The 26097-nt window shown below is 34.0% G+C and carries 18 protein-coding genes and 1 pseudogene; 13 read left to right on the forward strand and 6 right to left on the reverse strand.

The window, feature by feature from the left end; all coding sequences use genetic code 11:
• Window positions 1–254 precede the first annotated feature (254 nt).
• Both FFO06_RS08470 and psbQ read right to left on the reverse strand, forming a co-directional pair.
• Entirely contained in the window at window positions 255–1424 is a 1170-nt protein-coding gene (locus tag FFO06_RS08470) for an NAD(P)/FAD-dependent oxidoreductase (RefSeq protein ID WP_137907642.1), read from the reverse strand.
• Between the two features lie 203 nt (window positions 1425–1627).
• Entirely contained in the window at window positions 1628–2080 is a 453-nt protein-coding gene (psbQ, locus tag FFO06_RS08475) for a photosystem II protein PsbQ (RefSeq protein ID WP_137907643.1), read from the reverse strand.
• Between the two features lie 143 nt (window positions 2081–2223).
• Between psbQ and FFO06_RS08480 the strand changes: the two genes are divergently transcribed.
• Window positions 2224–2652 carry a Tery_1686 family protein gene (locus tag FFO06_RS08480; protein ID WP_137907644.1) on the forward strand — a complete coding sequence of 143 codons (429 nt, stop codon included), beginning with the start codon at window positions 2224–2226 and terminating at the stop codon, window positions 2650–2652.
• Window positions 2653–2681: 29 nt separating this feature from the next.
• Here the strand turns inward: FFO06_RS08480 and FFO06_RS08485 are convergent, their stop codons facing one another.
• From FFO06_RS08485 to FFO06_RS08495, 3 genes are all read right to left on the reverse strand, one after another.
• Window positions 2682–3797, reverse strand: coding sequence for a helix-turn-helix domain-containing protein (locus tag FFO06_RS08485; protein WP_137907645.1), 1116 nt, complete (start codon window positions 3795–3797; stop codon window positions 2682–2684).
• Window positions 3787–4125, reverse strand: a complete 339-nt coding sequence (locus FFO06_RS08490; RefSeq protein WP_137907646.1) for a type II toxin-antitoxin system RelE/ParE family toxin — start codon at window positions 4123–4125, stop codon at window positions 3787–3789. The genes FFO06_RS08485 and FFO06_RS08490 overlap by 11 nt, the downstream gene beginning before the upstream one ends.
• Window positions 4126–4271: 146 nt before the next feature.
• Window positions 4272–4685: a thiol-disulfide oxidoreductase DCC family protein gene (locus tag FFO06_RS08495; protein ID WP_137907665.1), complete on the reverse strand. Its 414-nt coding sequence runs from the start codon at window positions 4683–4685 to the stop codon at window positions 4272–4274.
• 149 nt (window positions 4686–4834) lie between these two features.
• On the opposite strand from FFO06_RS08495, the gene FFO06_RS08500 reads away from it, so the two are divergent.
• Window positions 4835–5551 carry a pirin family protein gene (locus tag FFO06_RS08500; protein ID WP_137907647.1) on the forward strand — a complete coding sequence of 239 codons (717 nt, stop codon included), beginning with the start codon at window positions 4835–4837 and terminating at the stop codon, window positions 5549–5551.
• A 49-nt stretch (window positions 5552–5600) separates the two neighbouring features.
• Here FFO06_RS08500 and cdf31 read toward each other — a convergent pair whose 3' ends face one another.
• A complete protein-coding gene (gene cdf31, locus FFO06_RS08505) occupies window positions 5601–6497 on the reverse strand; it encodes a CDF family zinc efflux transporter Cdf31 (RefSeq protein WP_137907648.1) in 897 nt (298 codons plus the stop codon).
• A 231-nt stretch (window positions 6498–6728) separates the two neighbouring features.
• Between cdf31 and FFO06_RS08510 the strand changes: the two genes are divergently transcribed.
• The 11 genes and pseudogenes from FFO06_RS08510 to FFO06_RS08560 all read left to right on the forward strand — a co-directional run.
• On the forward strand, window positions 6729–7079 hold the full coding sequence (locus tag FFO06_RS08510) for a hypothetical protein (protein WP_028090359.1): 351 nt from the start codon (window positions 6729–6731) through the stop codon (window positions 7077–7079).
• Window positions 7080–7349: 270 nt separating this feature from the next.
• Window positions 7350–9770, forward strand: coding sequence for a dynamin family protein (locus tag FFO06_RS08515; protein WP_137907649.1), 2421 nt, complete (start codon window positions 7350–7352; stop codon window positions 9768–9770).
• Between the two features lie 44 nt (window positions 9771–9814).
• The gene (locus tag FFO06_RS08520; protein ID WP_137907650.1) at window positions 9815–10672 is read left to right on the forward strand and encodes a hypothetical protein; all 858 of its coding nucleotides are present in this window, start codon (window positions 9815–9817) and stop codon (window positions 10670–10672) included.
• 56 nt (window positions 10673–10728) lie between these two features.
• Window positions 10729–11418, forward strand: a complete 690-nt coding sequence (locus tag FFO06_RS08525; protein ID WP_162501185.1) for a hypothetical protein — start codon at window positions 10729–10731, stop codon at window positions 11416–11418.
• Window positions 11419–11430: 12 nt separating this feature from the next.
• Window positions 11431–13710, forward strand: a complete 2280-nt coding sequence (locus FFO06_RS08530; RefSeq protein ID WP_137907652.1) for a dynamin family protein — start codon at window positions 11431–11433, stop codon at window positions 13708–13710.
• 223 nt (window positions 13711–13933) lie between these two features.
• Window positions 13934–17230: a helicase-related protein gene (locus tag FFO06_RS08535; RefSeq protein ID WP_137907653.1), complete on the forward strand. Its 3297-nt coding sequence runs from the start codon at window positions 13934–13936 to the stop codon at window positions 17228–17230.
• Window positions 17231–17251: 21 nt separating this feature from the next.
• Window positions 17252–17890: a Uma2 family endonuclease gene (locus FFO06_RS08540; protein WP_137907654.1), complete on the forward strand. Its 639-nt coding sequence runs from the start codon at window positions 17252–17254 to the stop codon at window positions 17888–17890.
• Window positions 17891–17985: 95 nt separating this feature from the next.
• Complete coding sequence (locus FFO06_RS08545) at window positions 17986–21405, forward strand: Eco57I restriction-modification methylase domain-containing protein (protein WP_137907655.1); 3420 nt, start codon at window positions 17986–17988, stop codon at window positions 21403–21405.
• A gap of 48 nt (window positions 21406–21453) precedes the next feature.
• Complete coding sequence (locus FFO06_RS08550) at window positions 21454–24660, forward strand: Eco57I restriction-modification methylase domain-containing protein (protein WP_236097105.1); 3207 nt, start codon at window positions 21454–21456, stop codon at window positions 24658–24660.
• A 252-nt stretch (window positions 24661–24912) separates the two neighbouring features.
• Window positions 24913–25467, forward strand: a complete 555-nt coding sequence (locus FFO06_RS08555) for a Uma2 family endonuclease (protein ID WP_137907657.1) — start codon at window positions 24913–24915, stop codon at window positions 25465–25467.
• A 169-nt stretch (window positions 25468–25636) separates the two neighbouring features.
• A pseudogene (locus FFO06_RS08560) lies at window positions 25637–25972 on the forward strand (FIST N-terminal domain-containing protein); the annotation flags it as partial.
• Window positions 25973–26097 lie beyond the last annotated feature (125 nt).

Genomic DNA, 26097 nt, shown 5'->3' on the forward strand with positions numbered 1-26097 from the left:
ACTCAAGAACACATAGAACACGGATAAACAAGGGTGGGAAATTATTTCTCTCTGATTGCTATTCATGAAAAAGAAAAAATTTCGCATTTTAAGAGTTAAAGGTATTGACTTGTGCTGGGGAATTTGGTATAATGGATTCTGATAAGGAAGAACTATCTTGCAGTAATTGTATTTAATTATAGAAATCGCTATACTTCAGATCCCAGACTTCTTGAAGAAATCCGGGGTCTGATGGACTAGGAATATAGGAAAATTTAAGAATGAGAATCTTGGGGTAAAATCATTTCTCGAATGGCTGTGGCTGTGGCTGGGGCGAGTAAAACACCATTGCGATAGTGTCCCGTAGCCAGAAGAACATTAGTAAAACCCGGTAACTTATCAATAACTGGTGCTGGTCGTCCTTCAGGACGGGGACGCAGTCCCGACCAAGTGCGGAGAACCTTAGCGGCGGCTAAATCTGGGGTAAAAGCGATCGCTTGTTGTCTAACAGCATCTAATAATTCTTGATTTGGCGGTATTTGGTCTTGATCATTAGGAAATTCTACCGTTGCACCAACCCAATAATCACCATTGCCCATGGGGACAATATGCACATCATTACCAGTAATCACCGGTTGAAAATCAGGATTTCCTAAAGTCCGTCCTAAACTTAGATATAAAGCTTGTCCCAGTACCGGACGGATATTTACCATCTGATCTAATTTTGCAGTTAAAGCCGTTGAACCCAAACCCGCAGACATGATAAACCAATCAGCGGTGACTTTACCCTGTGTAGTTTCAATAAAATTACATTTGTGTGCTTCTCCCAATCCTTTTTTGATGTGTAAGGGTGTTGGGGGGGGAGGAGGTGGGGTTTCTGTACCCGTAACAGACACACCAAATTGAAAATTTACCCCATTGCGTTGGGCGGCATCTACTAAAGCTAAAGTTAAAGCTGTAGCATTTAATTGTAGATCTTGGGGAGAATAGACAGCCCCAATACTTTGGGGATAATTAACCTGGGGGCAATATTTTCCGAGTTGTTCTTGATCCCAAACTTGTAATTGCCAACCTTGGGATTGACGAATTTCCCGCAATTGTTCCCATTCTGAAAGTACCTCAACGCCACTTTCTAGGGGACGCTCTAAATTTTCCGATAACAACATGACGATTCCTTGCCGGTTACAGGGGATTTTCCGCCCCGTAATTGCTTCTAATTCAGGAATCAAAGTTCCATAGCGTTGGATACTACTTTCTCGCATTCGCCAAGCAATACCCTTAGTTTTACTGCTAATTACACCCATTAATACACCGAGGGCGGCGCTAGTAGAACCTTGTGCCGGTTGTTTTTGCTCAAAAACAGTGATATTTAAACCTTTAACTTGGCTCAGTTCATAGGCGATCGCCGCCCCAACCACACCACAACCGATAATTACTACATTCATGGTTTTCGCACTTGAGTCAGGGGTGAAGAATGAAAAGTCTTCCTCTCCACCCTATCACTCCATCACCCTAGCATTTTGTGATTCAAGACTCGAAAGCAGGCAGGAAGCAGGGAGTAGAGGGAGAATTATAATAAATTATATATATTTATTATTCTTTACCCTATTCCCTGTTTCCTCCTACCTGTTGCCTGTGGCCTTTTCCTTTAGCTACTTTTTTCGGGAACTAGTTCTAAGAACTTGTCAATATCCGCAAAAGCTTGTTTGTAATTACTCAAAGCCTGACTGGTATTGCCAACGGTAGCAGATTGGTCTATTTTTACTAAGTCATTCAACAAATCTTTAATGATTTGTCTTGCCTTTCCCTGGGACTGCTGTGCCAAATTGGGGACTACATAAGTCATATTTAACTTAGCTTCCGTCATCGGTCCATGGATAAAATTGCCGACTTTTATCCATTCACCCTCAGAAATCAAGCTTTTCAGTTCCCCTTGGCGATCAATTACCGCTTTAATTCCCGGAACATACTCCTGAATTTTAGCAACTTCCGCTGCTGTATAAGATGGTGGTAAAGTAGCAACACTAGGACCACCACAACCAATCAGGAATGTTGCTAATAATACGAAAATCAGTGAGAAAATAGAACGTTGACGCACCATAAATGGAAATTAATTTTTTCTTTGGTTGCCGATGAACAGTGTTATTTTAGATCGCTATGTAATCAACCGTTACAATTAACTTAGGTTTTTCTGTCTTTATCTTCATCTTCCCTCCAGGCTAACCGAATATAGGAGATTATTGAGTGAACGCAGCCGAACAAGCCACAAACGTCGAATTTGCCAGCAAAATTGCTACGGTGGTCAATTTGTTTAAATACGAATTTCCTGATGTCAAATCTGATCTCAAACCCTGGCATAATGACCTGGAAACCAGAGAATTAGTAGATCCAGATTCCATTGACATCGGTTTTCACTTCCCAGGTGTCAGCAAATCTTGGCGCTGTCGCAGTATTTTAATTCAAATTCGATTTTATCAAGATCCCATCACTGATCACCGTCGCGCCATTGGTGTGGAAGCGGCTGGATTTGACCATCGTGGTGAAGTTTGGCGACTTTCTACGGTGGAAACCTGGAGTTTTATCGGTGATTCTGTACCTTTGGCTGTTGTTGGGGAAAAACTCAAACAGGTTTGTCGGCAAATTTTAGAGGTGTTTAATCGGCCGAGTCAGTAAAAATAACAGTAAAAATAATTAGTTTTTCTTTAGTTTTTCTGTTGATCTAACGCCCATTCCCACCTTTGCTTTAAATCATTACAGTGATTAGAGGGTAAAACTTGATCATGTTGAAGTCTACCAACGACAATTCCCGGTGCAATATCAATCTCATTAGCAAACTGGATAATATTGGTTTTACTAATTTGTGAAACTGAGTCCAGAAATCGTTGTAAATCTCCAGGAGGAATGAGTATATCCGCAGAGAATTTGTTAGCTTCCTGCTCTTTTTCTTGATCCTCAACGGAGATAATACCTGTTCCCTCAAGAAAGAAATCCCGCTTACCATGTAGTAAAATATGACCAGCTTCATGGAAGAATGTAAACCACAAATGATCATCAGTTTTATACCGCAAACTGAGTTGAATAAGGGCTTTGTCAGCATTCAACCAATGAGTTGCACCACTAGTTCGCATTTTCGGAAGTTCTGGCAGAAAAACCACAGCTACACCAGCTTCTGCGCATAATTGTATTAATTTTGCTTGGAAAATTTCTGGTGGTTCTAATGTGAGAGTACGGATTTTTTGTAGTGTCTCTTTAAACTTATTGGCATTGTAAGGAGCGCAAACAATTGCCGATGCTTCGATTTCTCCCCGACGTAACCAAGCAGATACAGCTTTAGGGTCGCTTTGAAATGCTTGAGATTGACGAAAATTTATATGATGATTCAACCATATACCCTCCCATTGTTCAGGGGAGGCGACGGCGAAAAAATTTAACACTTCCCGCAGTTGCTCTACTTTATCCCCACAGCGGCGAATCCAGCCAGATTTAATCATAGCTGTGACAGGAATTTCTTTCAGCCAGGGTACTTGTTTTGCTAAACGCTTTTTTTCTTCCTTTTGTGCTAAAAATTCCCGGTAATGTCGTTCGTGATTGTTCCAAAAACTGGCTGGGATATTGAATACCCGTTCTAGTTGCAATGCTGTTTCTGGGGTAATTGCGGCTTTACCCTTAATAATTTCATTAATTGTTTTTTTTGGTCTTCCTGTCCGTTCAGCCAGTTCTGCTTGGGTCATACCCCTATCTTCCAGCACTTCCAACAGGGTATCCCCCGGAGGTGAAACGTAATCTGGATTGTACCGATTTTGGATCTTACTTTCCATGATAATTCTCCACGCCGATTATTTTTACGGTAGTTACTTGATTCCAGTCGAGACCACCATCTAATTTGGTGGGAATTGGGTGATTTGCAGGTTCAAAGATGAGTCTGTATGGATGATCCAAGTCAAGCGCTAATTGACCTGCTCGATCATGAACTAATTCGTGGCAACGTCCAGGAACATTTCGCATATCCTCTAGTACGTTGGCGTAAAGTAAGGAATTGAGCCGTTTTTGGATGCGTTTTGCTCGATCTGCACCATGATTTTTGACTAAAAGGCGTTGGTTATTGCACTCTTCTTCAAATTTGCTATTCTCGAATACAATATCCATTATACCAATTTTTCATAAATATTGTTAACCTTTAAGGTTAAATATATTTTAGGCTTTAAATGCAAAAATAACGGCAATAGCCCAGAAAAGAGGTTTAAATTCTTACATAATAGAACTCATGTACTAAATTAAAGTCTGACTCAAAATTACTCATGATCAGCTTTGCAACTACCATCTAGACAGTATACTGATTGATAGGTTTGAGAACGCTTCCCAAACAATGTATAACGATGATCCCGAATTTGTTCATAAAACCTATCCCCTGCCCATTTCATCCCCGGTAACGCCCGATACGCATCCACAAATATACTACCCAAAGGCAATAGTCGTCCAATTTCCTCAGCAGCATTACTACCTTGCCAACGTTTCTCTGTGGCATTACTATCAATTAAAATCATCCCCTGTTGACAATCTATTGAAGTAATTCCCCATTGGCATAATGTCTCTTCATCTTGCATAGAAACGTAGCGAAACAGTTTCCCTTGGTCTAAAGTTTCCAACAATTGGACTAAAGTTACACAAAGATTACAGTTGCCATCATAGATCACGTAGTAGTTCATAAAATTATTAGCCATAGTATATTTTTGGTAAGTATCTTACTTTTTAGTGTGTATTTGGGAATTTACCTGTAACTACTTTACTATATAAACAGATGAAAAATATTTATTATCTGGTACAAACAACTAACTATTAATAGTAAGGTGGAATCATGACTCAAAATACCATTAATTATGTAATTCATGATGGCGATGCCCGTGGACATTATCATATTGACTGGCTCAATAGTTATCATACATTTTCTTTTAGCAGTTTTTATGATCCCAAGCGGATGGGATTCCGTTCTTTGCGAGTAATTAATGATGATCGCATTGCTGCTGGTGCAGGATTTCCCACTCATGGACATAAGGATATGGAAATTCTTACTTATGTTTTATCCGGTGCAGTTGAACATAAGGATAGTTTAGGCACAGGTGCGGTAATTCTTCCTGGTGAAGCACAGGTTATGAGTGCGGGAACGGGAATTATGCACAGTGAATTTAATCCTTCTCAAACAGAAGAATTACATTTACTGCAAATCTGGATTTTACCAAATCAGCAAGGACTAAAACCTAGATATGCACAAAAAGCTTTTCCTATAGAAGAAAAGCGGGGAAAACTGCGGTTAATTGCGGCTGAAGATGGACGAGATGGGGCTGTAATTATTCACCAAGACCTATCCTTATATGCGGGAATTTTAGCACCAGGTGAGGTGGTAAATTATCACGTTCAAAATCATCGTTATGCTTGGTTACAAATAGCTAAAGGTGAAGTAGTTTTTAATAATCATAAATTAAAAGCAGGAGATGGTGTAGAAATTACAGGAGAAGAAAAATTAACAATTAGCAGTAATTCAAATGGGGAAATATTACTGTTTGATTTAAGTTAAAATACAGACTAGTATCGGCGAAAGTCAAAAGTTAAACCGAAAACAGTGTTTATTCAGATTCAAAGGTTATGCGCTCAGACTGATATGCGGGTGGTTCAACATGAATTAAAATCCTGACTGGACTGAAACGTTCTTCTAGTTGTCTTTCTACTTCTTCGGTGATAATATGAGCAGTCTCTACATCGCGTGCATCTACAATTAAGTGCATTTCTATAAATACTTGACGACCGATGACACCACGGGAGGCGATATCATGACAGTTAATGACACCAGGTACGGAAACTGCAATTGTATGAATTATTTCTGGAGCGATCGCCATTTGGTCTACCAGCCAAGGTAAATTTTCTTTTAAAACTGACCAACCACTCCAAAATACCAGTAAAGCCACTGGGAAAGCCAGTAGGACATCTAACAACTGATAACCCAACCAAACCCCAATTAAACCACCGATAACGGAGATTGTCACCCACACATCACTCATGGTATGGGTAGCATCAGCGACTAAAATGGAACTACCGACTCTTCTCCCGACATTGCGCTCATAAAAGGCGACAAAAATATTTACTCCTAACACAATCAGTAATAACCACAGTTCTATAGGTGATACTCTCACAGGTTCACCACCTTTGATAATTCTTTCTACTGCACCTTGGACAATTTCAAAACAGGCTATACCTAAAAATGCAGCGATACCTAAAGCCCCCACTGCTTCAAATTTATTGTGTCCATAAGGATGCTCTCGGTCTGGTAATGGTGAAGAAAACTTAATAGCAACTAATCCTAAGACATTATTAGCACTATCTGTCACACTATGTAAAGCATCCGCTAGTAAACTTAAAGAACCTGTCCAATAACCTACAACGACTTTTAAACCCATGACGAATACATTCAGCAGGAGAGTGATAATTAAAACTTTCCTAACTTCAGTGCGGTTATCGTAAGTCATATATTTATAATTGTGATTTGTGGAAAAAAGAATGGAGAATTTATTCTCTTACTGTACAACAATAGGTATTTATTTCTAGGAATAAATATACAGGAAATAGGTCAAAAGTTGCTAATTAAGAATTAATATCTTTATTACAGAAAAAGATTCTCAACTTCTTTGAGAAGTTGGGTATCTGGGAGCATCTTGAGGTAATATGGATAATTACGAATTATTTTTAATAAGTAGCTTATGTCTTTTGTACCTTTAACACTAAATCTAGTAGAAGGTTCTGTTTCCTTCAGTTTTTCACCCCAAGCAGCGCAAGAATTAAAAGCAGAAATCAATGAATTAATGAAAAGCCTCAAAGCTGTTGCTGCTAAAACCACCCCAGGTACAGGTAAAGTTAGCCCCCAACCCTCCCTGGAGTATCGTTATACTGGGGATGTATTTGTGGAGATATTTTGTAATCCTAATATCTGGCCTACTCCCTTTGCGGCTAAAGTTTTGTTAACAATTCGCAATTTAGGTATTCGGTTGACAACAGAGGCGGAACTTACCCGCGTTATTGAGGATCTTAATCAGTATTTAGAGCAGTTTTAAATTAGGTAGTAGGGAAGAAGGGGAATTTTTGCCAATAAACATCTGGTGAAAATTAAATGTGCGTATATCTCACTCTCATACAGAGTATGGGAATGAGATCACCAGATAAGTTAGCACCCCTGACTAAACTTGTCACCAAATTCCGGTGGAGCTATTGTTACTAAGCTATTTTTTGCTTGGACTTGCTTTATGAAACATTCTATGTATATACTATGTAATAGGATTTTCAACCAGACAACACCCAAAGTTACCAAGTATGGATTTGGCAATATGAGCAACTCAGTATATAAAGTATTTGCAGAAATCGAGTCTAAAGCCAAACTACTAGCTCAATACTGGGATAACTTTCATACGGAAATATCCCAGCACCTACCGGAGAGTTATCAACCGGAAATACAAGAACTTACCGATAAATTAGAAACAGCATTAAATCAATTAGTCTACGAACTACAAAATCCTACTCTCACCCTGGCCACAACGGGAACTACCAGCAGTGGTAAAAGCACTCTGGTTAATTTGCTATGTGGTGCGGAAATTGTCCCGGTTGCAGTTAGTGAAATGAGCGCTGGTGCAGTGACCATTGAGTATAATACAGAAAAATCTCTGATCATTCATGAAACACCAGGGGCGTTATGGGAATGTGGAGAATGGAGAGGCATTAGTGACGATAAAATTTATCAACGTCTTTATCAAGCAATGATAGGTTATATCGAAAATAGAGAAACCCAACCTAATTTAGCCTGTCCCCAATCTACAATTACTTATCCTTTTCGACTGTTAAAAGAATCTCAATTACAATTACCAAAAGCAACAAGAGTAAGAATACTTGATTTACCTGGTTTAGCTTATGTGGGTGATCAGGGTAATGCTAATGTGATTAAACAATGTCGAGAGGCTTTGTGTATAGTTACTTATAATAGTGCTGAGACAGATTCTCAGAAGGTAAAAAGTTTATTGCAAGAGGTAGTACAGCAGGTAAAAGATTTAGGTGGTTCTCCAGCGCGGATGCTTTTTGCACTGAATAGGATTGATGTTTTTCGAGCCGATAGAAGCTGGCCAGAATCAGAAAATCGGTTTGTAGAAAAAGCTATTCGTGATATTAAAAATGAATTAACTGAGCAATTAAAGGAATATACCGAAGATATTGAAAATTTAAAAGTAGTTAAACTGAGTACATGGCCTGCTTTGTTAGCTTTGCAAATTCAAAACCAAGATGATTTTTACAGTGCTGAAGCTTGTAAAAAAGCCGATAATCATTTTAATGGCTTAATTGAAGATATTTTAGAAGATTTGCCACGTAATACACAAAAATGGAATAGACACGATAAAAATAGAGTTGCTGAAGCATTATGGGACAAATCCTATGGTGAGGAATTTCAGGAAAATCTCAGGGAACATATTAATAAACATTTTCCCCAGTTAGTAATTCCCCAAATTATAGAACGTTTTAATATAGCTGCTGGAAATGCGATCGCGGAATGGGCAACACAGACAACAAATGCTATTCTTAATAGTTCGGAGGAACGGTATCAAGAAGAATGTGAAAAGATATCACAGATTAGATCATCAATTGAGCGTTTTCTGAAAATTAGCGATACAAATTTAAGAAAACCTTTTGAAAAATTAGATACAAAAGTTAAGCAAGTTCTAGCAGAGGAATTAAAAGAGGAATTAAAAGATGATGCTGTAAATCATATCAAAAAGGCAATTGCGGAATTGCAAAATGTAGCACCATATAAAGAATTGGGAGAAAAATTATCTCCCCTGTTTGGATGGCGTGATGCGTTAAGAAAAGGACTTCAGGAAGTATTAGAAGCGGTAGCCAAGTCTTTAGAAACTGGTAAGATAGACTTAAACAATCCAAATTTGAAAAAGGCAAATATTTCAGATGTAAATTTACTATCCAGAAACTTAAATCATTTAGTCAACTTGGGTTATACTGCTGCCGTTGCTAAAGAAGGTAAAACAATGGAAGCAAAGACAGAGGAAGAGAAAAATCAACTTCAACAAATCAATGAAGAACTGAATGAATTAGCTATCCACCTCAATATTGTCATAGAGGATGTATTAAAGCAAATTTCTACCCAAGAATTAAATAGGATTTATGAAGCTGTATCTCAACTATTTCGTCACCATTTGTCTTATACTGAAGATGGATTAAATACAATTGCACCTGATATATCTATCAAGTTTTCTGATTATCAACTCAATCAAGTTGATCATCAACTAACATTCAATTTTCAGTTTACAGCAGGATTTGCGATTACACAAGGAACATGGCTAGAAGCAATAAAGATTGAAAAAAAGCGAAGAGATTGGTACACATTATGGCTTTGGGAACATACTTTTTATGAAACCCAATATGAAACCCGTTCTAGTGATAATGCTCAAGTACCTAGTGTGGAAGACTTACTAGCAGGTTGGATTATCCAATCACAAGGTGAACAAATTAAAATAGTAAATCAAATTGCGCGTTGGTTGTTAGAACAAATTGACGTTCTAAAAAAAAATGTAAATAATATTCAGAATGATATTCTTGATCGTTATCAAGAAAAACTGGATAGAGCTAACCAAGAAATTACCTTAGATTATGAAAAACAAAAAGATGTTTGGCTACCTATGCAAGCAAAAGCTCAAAATCTATCAGCAGAATTTTCTGGTTTAGAAACTTCCTGGAAATTCAAGAACTAATCTTGTAAGTAAAATAAGATCTATCCATCCAAAAATACAATGATATGAGCAACAAAAAACTAGTATCCTCCCCAGGTCAAAACTTAAAGACCCTTTATGAACAAGTTTTTGAAAAAGTTTATCCCCACATAAACGGTCATAAAAAAGGAATTCTCTTTACAGTAATACATTTAATAGTTCCAGAAAATGCCCAAGAAATTCTCTCATTATCAAATATTAGTGATAAAGCATCGGTAGAAGAGGACTTATCTATATTATCTGACATCATTGATATTTTTGTGAGTACGCCAAATGGTAAAAAACAACAGATCACAGCACAGTTCCAAGAAGTCTTTAACAACTTACTGGATTTGAATAAATATGAAAATAATGATCTCAAGCTATTTCAAATTGTTGTGATCGGATGTTTAATTGTAGGAGCTTCTGCTTGTCTTTCATTTCTCAGAAAAGCACAACAAAGCCCTAAAAATATACCATCAAATATACCATCAAATATACCATTAGGTAACTCTTCACCACCACAAAAAAATCCTCAATCCTTGTGTTTGGTCGTACCGGCTTCGGTATTAGGCGGAAATATCAAAGAAAATTATCCCATTAATATCTCTGAGATAGGAAAATTAATAGATAATTCTGCATATTTTCTCTGTATAGAACCAGCACAAGCAGATACTATACAAAATCAGCTAGAATTAACTGAGGAAAATATTACGAATGTAAGTGAACAAAGAGAAGTTTACATCAGAATTAATATTGCTGATGCAGAAGAAATCATCGGAAAAAAATTTCCATATATTTTAAAGAGATATCTTCCTGCTAATGGAATAGGTGTGGTGAGAAAAATAGCTTGTCTTAAATATTTATCTGTATCTGGTTTAGACGAATTTAACCGCATTTTTTGAAGAAATTTATCCCGTTATCCCGACATAAAAAATGAAAAAAAGGAGTCTTAGGTCAAGTGATATATTCAATAGTTCTACAAGAATTGGCGACAAAAATTTGCTCATCATTTGGTATTGTTAGTAAAGCATTATTAAGAGATAACCTCTTGAGTCTTTTTGTGAGTACGTCAAATGATCAAAAACAACCCCCTAACAACTTACCGGATTTGAGTAAATATATGGAAAATAATGATCTCCCATTACTGATGATTGTTGCAGGATGTTTAATTGTAGGATTTGCTGCTTATCTTATATATCTTCAGCAACCACAAAGTTCTAAAACTATACCATCAGGTAAATTTTCACCACCACAAAAAAATCCTCAAACTGTATCACCTGTATCCTTGTGTTTGGTTGTACCAGCCTCGGTATTGGGAGGAAATATAAGAGAAAATTATCCTATTGATATCTCTGATTTAGAAAAATTAATAGATAATTCTGCATATTTTCTCTGTATAGAACCAGCAGAAGCAGATATGATACAAAATCAGCTAGAATTAACTGAGGAAAATATGACGAATGTAAGTGAACAAAGAGAAGTTTACATCAGAATTAATATTGCTGATGCACCAGGAATCATGGGAAAAAAAGTTCCATACATTTTAAAGAGAAATCTTCCTGCTAATGGACAAGGTGTGGTGAGAAAAATAGCTTGTCTGAAATATCTATCTGTATCTGGTTTAGAAAATTTTAACCGCATTATTTAAGGAGTATCTACAATGGATTGGAAAACAGCATCTTCCTACTATGAAACCCGTTTAACCGACGCTTTAAATATTCAAAGACACGCGGTTAATTTAGCCAACTTACCTCAAGCAGAAGTTCCCCCTAAATTAAAACAAATCCTATTACAAGAAGCACAACCCGCACGTCGTCAACTGGAAAGACTCAAAAAACGGGAATTTCGCATTGCAGTAGTCGGGTTAGAAAAAGCCGGGAAAAGCACTTTTGTGAATGCTTGGTTAGAATGTGACTTACTTCCAGCAAAGGGAGGAAGATGTACATTTACTACCACACAAATTTATTCGGTTGAACATGAATCAGAACAAAGATTAGAAGTACAAGCAAAAACCGAAGCTGAATTTATCAACTTACTCAAAGAATTAGAAAAAGCTCAAGCTCAAGAAGATATTAATACTATTCGCACCAATGAAATCACTTTACAACAAGTGAGACAAGAAGGAAATCTAACATTTCCATTTACGAGATTAGAGGATATTCGAGAACCTTTAAAAAAATATGTAGCAGATGAAAAATATGCTCATGCTGTGTTAGAAGCGAGACTTTATACAAACAAACTTGCACAAGCGGAAGGGATTGTATTTTATGATGTTCCTGGTTTAGATTCTGGTTTAGCAAAGCACGTTGACGAAGCTCAAGAAATGTTATCAGATTGTGATGCTGTGATATTAGTACAGCGTTTTACCAGTCTGCGAGAAAAGGAATTAGAAATCATTAAGTTTACAGAACAGGGAGATAAAAACGTCACTGTTGCTGATAAATTATTTGTATTTTTAAGTCGCATTGATTCATTAGGTAGTGCAGAAGCAATGAAAACCCACATTCAAGAAGCTGCTCAAGATTGGTTAAAACGGGCAAATTTACCAAATCATAGAATAGTTTCTGGTTCTGCTGGTGCATATTTGCTATTAAATAATATTGCTGGAGAACAAACTAAATTAGAAATAGGAGATACTCATGTTATTCAATCTCATTTGCAGAGATTAACAGGTATTGATGATGTGGAAATTCTCAAAACAGATGCTACTGGTATGCCGATAATTAAGGAGAAAATCTTTGATTATATTAATACCGAAAGAGTCGCTATTTTAAGGAAACGGTGTGAAGCTTCTCTAAATACAATTATTAGCACATCTGAAGAAATTTATCGTTTAGTTAGTAAAAATCATCCAGAAAATCCTGAACAGGCCAAGCTATTTGCAGAAAACAATCAACGGGTTTTATTTGCAGAATGGTGGAATCAAAAATGGTTAATCATTAAAGCTGATTTACAAAAATATTATGATACCTATGTTGTCAACAAAGCTGTAGAAGATTTAACTGCTAATTCCTTAACTCAAATAGAGAAGTTTCGAGAAGGATATCTGGAAATCGTTGATCAGGAAATGCAGAAACTCCGAGGGGAAACATTTAAAAAGAAAGATACTATCTTTTTGGCTAATTCTAATCCTGAATTTGATAGAATGAAAGCTAACTTTGCTTGGAGAGAGGATTTGTATAATGATATAAGTAGACTTTTATCTAATATTGCTAGACAATTGGCTTTAGAATTACAACATGAATCCTTAAACTTGGTTACATATATGACAAGTTTATTATGGGGAAGTGATCAAGTAAAAGCTAGGTTAATTGAAAATTCAGAAGATTATTTTTTAGCTAAATTGGAAAATAGTCTCAGTGTTTTATTTTTGCGGTTTGCGCGGCCTGTCGCAGAAGCATTAATTAGAGGTCCTGTTAATAGTGACACTCGCAATAAAATCATTAAAGGTCTGGGGGTAGATATTGAAATTGTTGACAATTATTATAGTGGTAAAGAACCTGCTTATAGTCTTTTGAAAAGATATGTCAAATATGGTGCAGATTTACTTTTTAACTTAGAAGTTCGTCAACAAGTATTGGGAATAACGGGAATAGTAACAGGAATAGCAACAGCAGCTATTAATAATGAAATACCACAACAAGCGGTAATTTTTGAAGTGGAAAATGATCTTAATGCTTTTGAGGAATATTTAAAGTTTGCAATTTTTAACGCTGCTAGTTTTGAATCCTATTGTATTCAAGAACTCAAGGGTTTAGTTGATAGTTTTCGAGAAAAGGAAGGTACTTGGACGGGGGTAGCTTTGAATGAATGGTTACAAGGAAATCCGCTTTTATTAGCGGAGATACCAAATAATTTAAATCATTTAAAATCACAAGCATCTAATTTAGAAGTTAGTGAAAGATTACGACAATTATCTATTGCTTTAAAAAGTAAGTAGGTGGGCGCTAAAAATTGTCGTTATGACAAAGGAACTCTTAACTGGGAACTCTTAACTGGGAACTCTTAACTGGGAAGGGGCTTCGCCGTGAGCGTCAGCCGAACGGTTTTGAGCAACTTTACTTTTCGTTACTGATGTCGGTTTTTTTCCGTTCACCTACTTAGCTTTAAAAAGTAATATTATGGAGAATGGGGGAAAGAATATCTAAAAAACATTAATTAATATGTCAACAAAATTTTTCACTAATAGCGAAGAAAATACCCTAATTAACAAGTTTGCAGGGGTGTTTACATATAATCCTCATATTCAATATTTTGATGCTTTGGTAGGATATTTTAGAGCATCAGGTTATTTTAGGATTAGACCATTTTTAGACAAGGTTCCCCAGATTAGAATATTAGTAGGAATTAATGTTGATCAAATGCTGGCTAATGCTCAAAAATCAGGACTGGAATTTTTTAAACATGAGGAAAGGACAAGAGCAGATTTTATTCGGGAAATGCAAAAAGATATTCAAAGTGCTAATTATGATCAAGAGACTGAAGAAGGGATTTTACAATTTATTGATGACATAATTCAAAACAAAATTCAAGTCAAAGCACATCCAGAAAAAAAGATGCACGCGAAGGTTTATATTTTACGTCCTGAACCATTTAATCAACATACACCAGCTACGGTCATAACTGGTTCTTCTAATCTCACAGATGCAGGTTTGGGTGGGGGAAATTTTTATAATTATGAGTTTAATGTGCAATTAACGGAATATGAGGATGTGCAATTTGCGACTACGGAATTTGAGAAACTTTGGGTTGAATCTGTTGATATATTACCAGTTGATATTAAAGATATTACTAAAGAAACTTATTTGAATGCAGAAACCACTCCCTTTGAATTATATATAAAATTACTGAGTGAATATTTTAGTGAATATGTTGGTGATCATATTAGTTATGATGCTGATTCTATGGGTGATTTACCGGAAAATTTTAAAAAACTTTCTTATCAAGTTGATGCTGTAAATGAAGGTTTTAATATGTTGATCAAGCACAATGGCTTTATTTTAGCTGACGTGGTGGGATTAGGTAAAACGGTAATCGCAGTTATGGTAGCTAAAAAGTTTTTAATGGAAAATGGCAGAAACAATACAAAAATATTAGTTGTTTATCCTCCAGCAGTAGAAAAGAATTGGAAAAACACTTGCAAAGATTTTAATATTGACAAATATACCAAGTTTATCACTAATGGTAGTCTTGATAAGATATTAACACAACATCAAGATTATTGGAACAAGGAAGAATATGATTTAGTGATAGTTGACGAAGCCCATAAATTTCGTCATCATAAAACTGGTGCTTTTCAAAACTTGCAATTAATTTGTAAAAGTCCCAGAATAAATCAGGGTTTAATTCCCGGTAATCAAAAAAAAGTAATTTTAATATCTGCGACACCTTTAAATAATCGTCCAGATGACATTTATTATCAAATTCAAATGTTTCAAGACGCTAGACAGTCAACCCTACCAATTACAAATTTAACTGCTTTTTTTAATCCTTTAATGGAACAGTATAAAAGTTTGAAACGATTTGAAGAATTAGATGTGAATAAACTCAGAGCAATTTATGGAGAAATTAGGAGTAAGGTAATTGAACCTATTACTATTAGAAGAACTAGAACAGATTTAGAAAATATTATTGAATATAAATTAGATTTAGCAGCGCAAGGAATTATATTTCCTCAAGTAAAACCACCTCAAAAAGTGGAATATCTTATGGATGAAAAATTAAATGAGTTATTTCATAAAACTGTGATTTATCTGACTGGTAAGGAACAACTGACATATAAACTTACATATAGTCGTTATCAAGCTATTGCGGGGTTAAATCCAGAAATTCAAAGTAAGTATTATGAAAATGCGGAAACGGTTTCTAAATCCTTAGCATTTATCATGAAAACCCAATTAGTGAAAAGATTAGAAAGTAGTTTTTATGCTTTTAAAAAATCATTAACTAATTTTCAACAAGCAACTAAGAGAATGATTAGTATGTTTGCTAATGATAAAATATTTATAGCTCCTGATACTAATATTAATAAGTTGTTAGATAAGGGTTGGAGTGAGGAAGAAATCGAAAAAGAAATTGAGAGACTAAGCGAAGAAAATCCTAAAAATCAAACTTTTAAAAGTACGGATTTTAAACCTGAGTTTATTGAAAGTTTAAGGAAAGATGCTGAAATTTTAAGCGAATTAGTAGAAGATTGGAACGCAATTGAAAATGATCCGAAATTAGATGTATTTATTACTAAATTAAATAATCTGTTTTTTGATAAAAAGATGAATTTAGAAGGTAAATTGGTGATATTCTCTGAATCAAAGGATACTGTTGATTATTTGTCCCAGGCTTTAAAGGCTAAATTTCGCAAAGATGTTTTGGTAGTTTCTAGTGAAAACAGAAAACAGCTTTATGATACTATTGTTAGTAATTTTGATGCTAATTGTGCGGTGGATAAACAGGTAAATGATTATAGTATTATCATGACTACAGAGGTTTTAGCAGAAGGTGTAAATTTACATCGTGCTAATGTGATTATTCACTATGATACACCTTGGAACTCAACTAAGTTAATGCAAAGAATTGGCCGAGTTAATCGCATTGGGACAAAGGCCAATGCAATTTATAACTATGTTTTTTATCCCTCAGCACAGGGAGATTCACAAATTCAGTTAAACAAAACTGCTTTGATGAAAATTCAGGCTTTTCATACTGCATTTGGAGAAGATAATCAAGTATTCTCTACTGAGGAAATTTTAGATGAAGTTAAACTTTTTAGCGGGAATTATCAGGAAGAACAAGACGAAAGATTAAGATTTTTGTACTTTTTACGAAACTTTAGAAAAAAACATCAAACTTGGTTTGAGAAAATCCAAAAAATGCCGTTAAAATCGAGAGTAGGTAGAAATTCCACTGCAATTAAAAAACCTGCTTTACAAAATGGTACAATTGCTTTTTTAAAGACAGATAAAAAATTTGAGTTTTATTGGATAGATAGTCATAACCAACCCAGAGAGATTACACCCTTAGAAGCATTTAAAATATTTGAAGCTGATGAAAACGAAAAACCTGAAGAATTAATCGCTAACCATCATGATCACATAAATAACGCTATCAAGCATTTTGAAAGGATAGAATATAACTTAGTACAATCACAAATAGATCCAGAAGCGTTCGGAGGTGTAGCCCAAAATGCTAAAAAGTTCCTGTCTCAAATTATTAATCATCCTAAAATTATGGAAAAACAAAGGGAAAATATTAAGAAAATTATCATGTTAATTGATATAGGAAAATACACTAATTTACCTGCGGATGTTGACAAATTACAAAAGAAAAAGTTAAAATTAGATGTAGCTATTTTGGAACTTGATAAAATCGCTGAAAAATATAGTCTAGATTCAGCCAATTTCCTAAAAGGAGAAAAAAGAAAAGTTGAGAAACCAGTATTAATTATTTCTGAATCTTTTATATAATCATCTTACCCCTTTTCTAATATGGTGACAATACAACTAAGACAATTAACAGTACCACCAGGACATAGAATTATATTACACAAAATTTCTTGGCCGGAATTTGAAGAAATATTAACAGAATTAGGAGAAAATCGTGGTAGTAGATTAGCTTATTATCAGGGGAATTTAGAAATTAAAATGCCGTTACCTAAGCATGAAGTAGCGAAAGTTATTATTGGAGATTTAGTGAAAATTATCCTAGAGGAGTTAGAAATTGATTGTGAATGTTTTGGTTCAACTACTTTTAAACGTCAAGATATGAATAGTGGTATAGAACCAGATGATTCATTTTATATTCAAAATCATCTACAGATGATTGGTAAACAAAAAATAGATTTAACTATTGATCCTCCTCCTGATTTAGTCATAGAAATTGATGTTACTTCCAAAACACAATTAGATGCTTATTTAGCTTTAGCAGTTCCCGAAGTATGGCGATATGAAGATGATAAATTATACATTAATATTCTACAAAATGGTAAATATATAGAATCAGAAGTTAGTCCTAATTTTCCTAATTTACCAATTTTGCCAATAATTCCTCAATTCGTTCAAGAAAGTCGTATTTTTGGGAGAAGTCCTACTTTAAGGAAGTTTCGACAATGGTTAAAACAGCAATAAGAAAGAATTAAACCTGCGAATATAATTCGGTGCTACACAAACAAAGTCCACCTACGTGAATTAAGAAATGAATGTAATTAACCTATACCAAAATTATGAAAAAACAACAAATCCAAAACCTATTTAACCAACCCTACAACCAAGCTAAATGGAAACAATTTCTAGGACAAACATTTGCTAACGTACAATTATTATCAACCCCTGAAAACTTAACAGGTATTGATGATCATGTGGCTACCAATGCTCAAAAATTAGGCTATATATTACTTGACGAAAATGGTATTGATAGACAAATCGCAGTTTATGAAGTCACCCTAGCAAATGGTATTATCTTAGAACGAAATCGGGTAGGATTAAGAAATTTATTGCGTAAATATTGGCAAAATATTGATGCTGCTTTCATTGTTTATCATCATCCAGAAAATACAAATTGGCGTTTTACCTACGTTTCCGAATTAACAGGTTATGACCCAGAGGGAGAATTTATAAAAATCACCACCGAACCTAAACGCTATACTTATATATTAGGTGAGGGTGAAAGTATTAAAACTGCGGTAGAACGGTTTGAACGGATTATTAATAAAGGTAATAAAGCTACTTTAGATGATATCAAAGAAGCGTTTTCTGTAGAAAAACTTTCTCAAACATTTTTCCAGGAATATAAAAAACATTATGATATATTCTGTAAATATATCATTTCCCAACCAGGAATTTACCAAACTATCTTTAATGGTAATGAAAAAACTATTCGTGATTTTAATAAAAAATTATTGGGAAGGATTGTCTTTTTATATTTTATCCAGAAAAAAGGCTGGTTAGGTGTCCCAGAACATGAAACTTGGGGAAATGGTGATGATCATTTTTTAACTAATCAATTTCAGAATTTTACCCATAAAGAACTTTTTTATCAAGATTTTTTATCTGTGTTATTTTTTGATACTTTAAATACAAAACGTCCTCAGGATTTAATTCAACTTGGTGAAAATCAACCTTGTAGAATACCCTACTTAAATGGGGGTTTATTTGAGGAAGATAATCGAAATTATCGTAATTTAGTTTTTCCTGACTATTTATTTGCAAATCTTTTTAACTTTTTTGATCAATATAATTTTACTATCTATGAAGATGATCCTGATGATCATACTATAGCTGTTGACCCGGAAATGTTAGGTCATATTTTTGAGAATTTACTGGAAGATAATAAAGATAAGGGTGCATATTACACTCCGAAAGAAATTGTCCATTATATGTGTCAGGAAAGTTTGATTGAATATCTGACTACTTGGTTTGAAAATCACGGTTATGAAGTTATTACTGATGCAAGTTTAGCTAACTTTGATGCATCTAAACAAATAAATAGGACATTAATTGAAAAGTTACTGAAAAATAAATTAGATGATGATGATCAAAAGTTAATTAAAAATTATGCTGCTGAATTTAATCAAGCATTGGATAAAGTCAAGATTTGTGATCCTGCTATTGGTTCGGGTGCTTTTCCTATGGGTTTGTTACATGAAATATTTACCGCAAAACAAACTCTACATACTTTTGAATTTGGGAATACGACTAATTTTGATGGTGCGGAAGTGAAATTAAATATTATCCAAAATAGTATTTATGGGGTAGATATTGAACGGGGTGCTGTGGATATTGCTAGATTACGTTTTTGGTTGAGTTTAATTGTAGATGAAAAACAACCCAAAGCTTTACCTAATCTTGATTATAAAATTGTGGTGGGTAATAGTTTGGTAAGTAAGTTAGGTGATGATATTATTGATATTGATTGGGAAATGAAGGATGTTAAACAAGGTAGTCTTTTAGTTGATGTTTTCCAACCGGAAGCAATTATCAGGAAAATTAGTGATAAACAAAAGCAGTTTTTTAGTCCTGATAGTGATAAGAAAAAATTAGCTGTGGATATCCGTAATTTGAAAGTTGATTTGTTGATAAGTCAATTGGAGTTGATGATTAAAAGTAAGGGTATGGAAACTAAACCCACTGGTAGGGGTAAAGCTTTAACTAAGCAAACGGAAATTTATTTACAAACTGTTGGTTGGAAACAAAATATTCGGGAATTGAAACATTTAAAAGATCATCCTGATCTGTTTCTTAATTTCTTTGATTGGAGGTTAGATTTTCCTGAAGTCATGAATCAGCAAGTTGTGGAAAATGTGGGTTTTGATATTGTTATTGGTAATCCTCCTTATATTCAATTGCAAAAAGATGGTGGTAAATTAGCTGATATGTTTGTTAATCAAGGTTTTGAAACCTTTGAACGCAAAGGAGATATTTATTCTCTTTTTTATGAACAAGGGATTGAATTAGCAAAAATAAAAGGCGTTTTAATGTATATTACTTCTAATAAGTGGATGCGAGCAGGTTATGGTAAATCAACTCGTGCATTTTTCTGTAAACATAATCCACTAAAAATAATTGATTTAGGTGCTGGAATTTTTGAAAGTGCTACAGTAGATACAAATATTCTTTTAATACAAAAAGTTGAAAAGTCTATCAATAAATTTCAACTCAAAGCTTTGGATATTTCCAAATTAAAACAGATTCATTCATTTGCAGAATTTGATACACAATGGGTTATTGTTGATCAACTTAGTGATGAAACTTGGACAATTCTTAACTCTACACAAAACAATATTAAGAAAAAAATAGAACGTATTGGTAAACCTCTAAAAAATTGGGATATTAATATTTATAGAGGTATTTTAACAGGTTTTAATGAAGCGTTTATTATTGATACTGTAACTAAAGAACGCCTTTGTCAAGAAGATCCTAAAAGTGCCGAAATTATAAAACCAATTTTACGCGGTAGAGATATAAAACGCTACAAGGCTGAATGGGTAGGATTGTGGTTAATTGCAACTTTTCCCGCTTTAAAAATAGATATTGATAACTATCCTGTTGTAAAAAAATACCTTCAAAGTTTTGGTAGAAGAATATATCAAACAGGGGAGGATTTTATTGATGAAATTGGACAAAAGGCTAAATCAAGAAAAAAAACAAGTAATGAATGGTTTGAAACACAAGATCAAATCGGTTACTACGAAGAATTTGAAAAAGAAAAGATTACATGGGGTAATTTAGCACTTAACGCTCAATATAGTTTTGTAGATAAAAATTTGTATTTATGTGCGCCATGTCCAATTATTACACCTGGTAATAAATACATTCTTGCTGTTTTAAACTCACCTGTTTCAGATTACTACATCAGAAAATTAGGTGTTACGAGAAATGGCGGCTATTTTGAATATAAACCAATGTTTGTTGAACAGTTACCAGTTCCGCAAATATCCAATGAACAGCAACAAATATTTATTAAAAAAGCAGAAGAAATTATAACCCTCAAATCTCAAGGTAAAGATACAACCGCATTAGAACAACAAATAGACAATATGGTTTATAAACTTTATGAACTAACTTACGAAGAAGTGAAAATCATTGACCCCGAATTTGCACTAACAGAAAAAGAATATGCAGACATAAAACTAGCAACTGTTTAAATTCTCGACTTCGATATCATGCAAAAACAAATCAGGTATGATAATATTATGAAAAAACAACAAATCCAAAACCTATTTAACCAACCCTACAACCAAGCTAAATGGAAACAATTTCTAGGACAAACATTTGCTAACGTGCAATTATTATCAACCCCTGAAAACTTAACAGGTATTGATGATCATGTGGCTACCAATGCTCAAAAATTAGGCTATATATTACTTGACGAAAATGGTATTGATAGACAAATCGCAGTTTATGAAGTCACCCTAGCAAATGGTATTATCTTAGAACGAAATCGGGTAGGATTAAGAAATTTATTGCGTAAATATTGGCAAAATATTGATGCTGCTTTCATTGTTTATCATCATCCAGAAAATACAAATTGGCGTTTTACCTACGTTTCCGAATTAACAGGTTATGACCCAGAGGGAGAATTTATAAAAATCACCACCGAACCTAAACGCTATACTTATATATTAGGTGAGGGTGAAAGTATTAAAACTGCGGTAGAACGGTTTGAACGGATTATTAATAAAGGTAATAAAGCTACTTTAGATGATATCAAAGAAGCGTTTTCTGTAGAAAAACTTTCTCAAACATTTTTCCAGGAATATAAAAAACATTATGATATATTCTGTAAATATATCATTTCCCAACCAGGAATTTACCAAACTATCTTTAATGGTAATGAAAAAACTATTCGTGATTTTAATAAAAAATTATTGGGAAGGATTGTCTTTTTATATTTTATCCAGAAAAAAGGCTGGTTAGGTGTCCCAGAACATGAAACTTGGGGAAATGGTGATGATCATTTTTTAACTAATCAATTTCAGAATTTTACCCATAAAGAACTTTTTTATCAAGATTTTTTATCTGTGTTATTTTTTGATACTTTAAATACAAAACGTCCTCAGGATTTAATTCAACTTGGTGAAAATCAACCTTGTAGAATACCCTACTTAAATGGGGGTTTATTTGAGGAAGATAATCGAAATTATCGTAATTTAGTTTTTCCTGACTATTTATTTGCAAATCTTTTTAACTTTTTTGATCAATATAATTTTACTATCTATGAAGATGATCCTGATGATCATACTATAGCTGTTGACCCGGAAATGTTAGGTCATATTTTTGAGAATTTACTGGAAGATAATAAAGATAAGGGTGCATATTACACTCCGAAAGAAATTGTCCATTATATGTGTCAGGAAAGTTTGATTGAATATCTGACTACTTGGTTTGAAAATCACGGTTATGAAGTTATTACTGATGCAAGTTTAGCTAACTTTGATGCATCTAAACAAATAAATAGGACATTAATTGAAAAGTTACTGAAAAATAAATTAGATGATGATGATCAAAAGTTAATTAAAAATTATGCTGCTGAATTTAATCAAGCATTGGATAAAGTCAAGATTTGTGATCCTGCTATTGGTTCGGGTGCTTTTCCTATGGGTTTGTTACATGAAATATTTACCGCAAAACAAACTCTACATACTTTTGAATTTGGGAATACGACTAATTTTGATGGTGCGGAAGTGAAATTAAATATTATCCAAAATAGTATTTATGGGGTAGATATTGAACGGGGTGCTGTGGATATTGCTAGATTACGTTTTTGGTTGAGTTTAATTGTAGATGAAAAACAACCCAAAGCTTTACCTAATCTTGATTATAAAATTGTGGTGGGTAATAGTTTGGTAAGTAAGTTAGGTGATGATATTATTGATATTGATTGGGAAATGAAGGATGTTAAACAAGGTAGTCTTTTAGTTGATGTTTTCCAACCGGAAGAAATTCTGAGGAAAATTAGTGAGAAACAAAAGCAGTTTTTTAGTCCTGATAGCGATAAGAAAAAATTAGCTGTGGATATCCGTAATTTGAAAGTTGATTTGTTGATAAGTCAATTGGAATTGATGATTAAAAGTAAGGGTATGGAAACTAAACCCACTGGTAGGGGTAAAGCTTTAACTAAGCAAACGGAAATTTATTTACAAACTGTTGGTTGGAAACAAAATATTCAGGAATTGAAACATTTAAAAGATCATCCTGATCAGTTTCTTAATTTCTTTGACTGGAGGTTAGATTTTCCTGAAGTTATGAATCAGCAAGTTGTGGAAAATGTGGGTTTTGATATTGTTATTGGTAATCCTCCTTATGGTGCAAAATTAAGTACATTAGATATTAAGTTTTTTCAAGAAAAATATCAAATAAAAACTTCTGAAACTGCAATACTTTTCATTGAAAGAGGTATTTTATTGACTAAAGAAAAGAGCATAAAAACATATATTCTTCCCAAATCATTCACTTTTGCATCAAATTATGCAGACATAAGAGATTTTGTTGAGAAAGAAATTTCTTTGATTGCAGACTGTGGAAAAGCATTTGAAAATGTAAAACTTGAAGTTTGCATTATTTCTATACATAAAGGTAAAATACTAAATAACTATCAATCAATCTTATTTAAAGCTGATAAATCTTTTAATTTTATGGGTAATATCCACAAAAACTTAAAGACAAAATTTGGGCTTTTCCCCAATGGAATTAATAATAGTGAACTCATTATTGGTAATAAGATTTTTGAAAAAAGTAATTTTCTCAATGATATTGCTGATAATAGTAGAGGGGAAATTGGATTACAAAAACATTTAGTTACAGAAGGTAAATATGCAGTTATAGGAGGTAAGGAAATTAATAAATATGGAATTAGAAATATTAAAGGATATATCAATGATGCCATTTTAATTAGTGAAAAAGCAAAAATTAATAGAAATTCTGTGCTTGTACAGAATATTGTAGCCCATATTAATAAACCTTATGAACATATTCAAATTATTAGCTGTATTTCTGAACAAACTGACCTAATTTTAGTAGATACTATTAATCAAGTTACCATAAAAAAAGATGAGATATCATCTAAATATATTTGGTGCTTATTAAATTCAAAACTTGTAAATTGGTATGTCTATCTTTTTATACTTGGAAAAGCAATTAAAACAATACATTTTGATAGTCCTGTAACGTCGCGTATTCCTATTATGTTAACCTGTGAAAATGTCCAAAATATATTTATTAAAAAAGCAGAAGAAATTATAACCTTCAAATCTCAAGGTAAAGATACCACTGCATTAGAACAACAAATAGACAATATGGTTTATAAACTTTATGAACTAACTTATCAAGAAGTGAAAATCATAGACCCCGAATTTGCACTAACAGAACAAGAATATGCAGAGATAAAAATAGATAAGTAAGGTGCTTTGCTACTGCATACAGCACGTTCAGATTGAGTGAGGTATACTTTATGCGGGCAAGACTTGTACTGAGTTTGGTCGAAGTATGCCCGCACCACAAGAGTTTTATCATTAATATCTGTGCTTCATAATGCCGGGAACTGCTGTAAATTATATCAATAAATAGATTTATAATATCTGACGCATCCTACATAGTTTGACGAAATGCTATAATATCGAATCATCACAAATATCACTGGAGATGAAAATTATATGACTCTGACAATTGACAACGTAGAAAAAATAGAACAAATATTAAAAGATGATGATAACGACTATCAAATAGAACTACAAGAAGGGAATATTTTAATTATGGGTCCATCGGATATAGAATCTAGTGAAATTGGTGCTGAGTTCATATATTTGCTAAAATTATGGACTAATCCTCGTAAATTAGGGAGAATATTTGACTCCAGTGGTGGGTTTATTATGCCAAATACTGATTTACGCGCTCCTGATGTTTCCTTTGTTTCTGCTCAAAGATTAAAACGGACTGTGAGAGATTTTGGGAATTTAGTTCCTGATTTAGTGGTAGAAATTAAATCAAAAACTGATAGAGTTTCTAAATTAGAAGATAAACTCAAATTGTTTTTAGAATTAGGTGCTAAGGTAGCAATTCTTGTTAATCCTGATGAATTAACTGTTACTGTTTATCGTCCTGATGGGAAAATGACATTATTAACAGAAGATGATAAATTAACTGTAAGTGAATTATTTCCTGGTTGGGAAATTGCTATTTCTGAATTATGGCCTCCTGTATTTGAATAAGTTCTGAATAAGTGTTTATATAGCGAATCCCTGTCTAATGAAGTACACACCAATTTATTCCCTGTTCAGAGTTCCCTGCTCAGAGTTCCCTATTCCCTAATCACCAACAAAGTGACAAACTTAGTTAAAATATTCAACTAACCTCAAAACAGAAACACACCGAAAACTCATGGTAGATCAAATGCAGTGGACAAATGCTTTATCAACCCGTTCTTCTTTAGAAGCGGCTATTAACGATGTCGTAGAACAAGCTGTGGCATCTTTAACAGCACCAGCGGATTTAGGGCTGGTATTCATTTCTTCTGCTTTTATGAGTGAGTATACAAGGCTTTTACCTTTATTGGCAGAAAAACTTTCTGTACCCGTATTAATTGGTTGTAGTGCAGGGGGTGTAATTGGCAGGAAACAGACTGGAAAAACGGAAGAAATAGAAGCACAACCTGCCTTAAGTCTGACTTTAGCCCATCTTCCGGGTGTAAAAATCCGACCTTTTCATATTTTAGCCCACATTCCGCACCCCAAACTGTCACAGAGGTAAATTACGTAGAGAAAAAATTAAAGAGAGCATCAAAACAAACATATAAAGTGAAAAAAGGCATTTGAGAAACAGTAAATCACCAAAAACGTCAT

The organism is Dolichospermum planctonicum (assembly GCF_005402965.1).
Classification (GTDB): Bacteria; Cyanobacteriota; Cyanobacteriia; order Cyanobacteriales; family Nostocaceae; genus Dolichospermum; species Dolichospermum planctonicum.

Excerpts from the sequence above, each read along its gene's own strand:
- FFO06_RS08485 (WP_137907645.1), bottom strand. The coding sequence starts at position 3,797 with ATGGAAAGTAAGATCCAAAATCGGTACAATCCAGATTACGTTTCACCT.
- FFO06_RS08495 (WP_137907665.1), bottom strand. The coding sequence starts at position 4,685 with ATGAACTACTACGTGATCTATGATGGCAACTGTAATCTTTGTGTAACT.
- FFO06_RS08520 (WP_137907650.1), top strand. The coding sequence starts at position 9,815 with ATGAGCAACAAAAAACTAGTATCCTCCCCAGGTCAAAACTTAAAGACC.
- psbQ (WP_137907643.1), bottom strand. The coding sequence starts at position 2,080 with ATGGTGCGTCAACGTTCTATTTTCTCACTGATTTTCGTATTATTAGCA.
- FFO06_RS08530 (WP_137907652.1), top strand. The coding sequence starts at position 11,431 with ATGGATTGGAAAACAGCATCTTCCTACTATGAAACCCGTTTAACCGAC.
- cdf31 (WP_137907648.1), bottom strand. The coding sequence starts at position 6,497 with ATGACTTACGATAACCGCACTGAAGTTAGGAAAGTTTTAATTATCACT.
- FFO06_RS08545 (WP_137907655.1), top strand. The coding sequence starts at position 17,986 with ATGAAAAAACAACAAATCCAAAACCTATTTAACCAACCCTACAACCAA.
- FFO06_RS08500 (WP_137907647.1), top strand. The coding sequence starts at position 4,835 with ATGACTCAAAATACCATTAATTATGTAATTCATGATGGCGATGCCCGT.
- FFO06_RS08540 (WP_137907654.1), top strand. The coding sequence starts at position 17,252 with ATGGTGACAATACAACTAAGACAATTAACAGTACCACCAGGACATAGA.
- FFO06_RS08535 (WP_137907653.1), top strand. The coding sequence starts at position 13,934 with ATGTCAACAAAATTTTTCACTAATAGCGAAGAAAATACCCTAATTAAC.
- FFO06_RS08470 (WP_137907642.1), bottom strand. The coding sequence starts at position 1,424 with ATGAATGTAGTAATTATCGGTTGTGGTGTGGTTGGGGCGGCGATCGCC.
- FFO06_RS08510 (WP_028090359.1), top strand. The coding sequence starts at position 6,729 with ATGTCTTTTGTACCTTTAACACTAAATCTAGTAGAAGGTTCTGTTTCC.
- FFO06_RS08555 (WP_137907657.1), top strand. The coding sequence starts at position 24,913 with ATGACTCTGACAATTGACAACGTAGAAAAAATAGAACAAATATTAAAA.
- FFO06_RS08490 (WP_137907646.1), bottom strand. The coding sequence starts at position 4,125 with ATGGATATTGTATTCGAGAATAGCAAATTTGAAGAAGAGTGCAATAAC.
- FFO06_RS08550 (WP_236097105.1), top strand. The coding sequence starts at position 21,454 with ATGAAAAAACAACAAATCCAAAACCTATTTAACCAACCCTACAACCAA.
- FFO06_RS08515 (WP_137907649.1), top strand. The coding sequence starts at position 7,350 with ATGAGCAACTCAGTATATAAAGTATTTGCAGAAATCGAGTCTAAAGCC.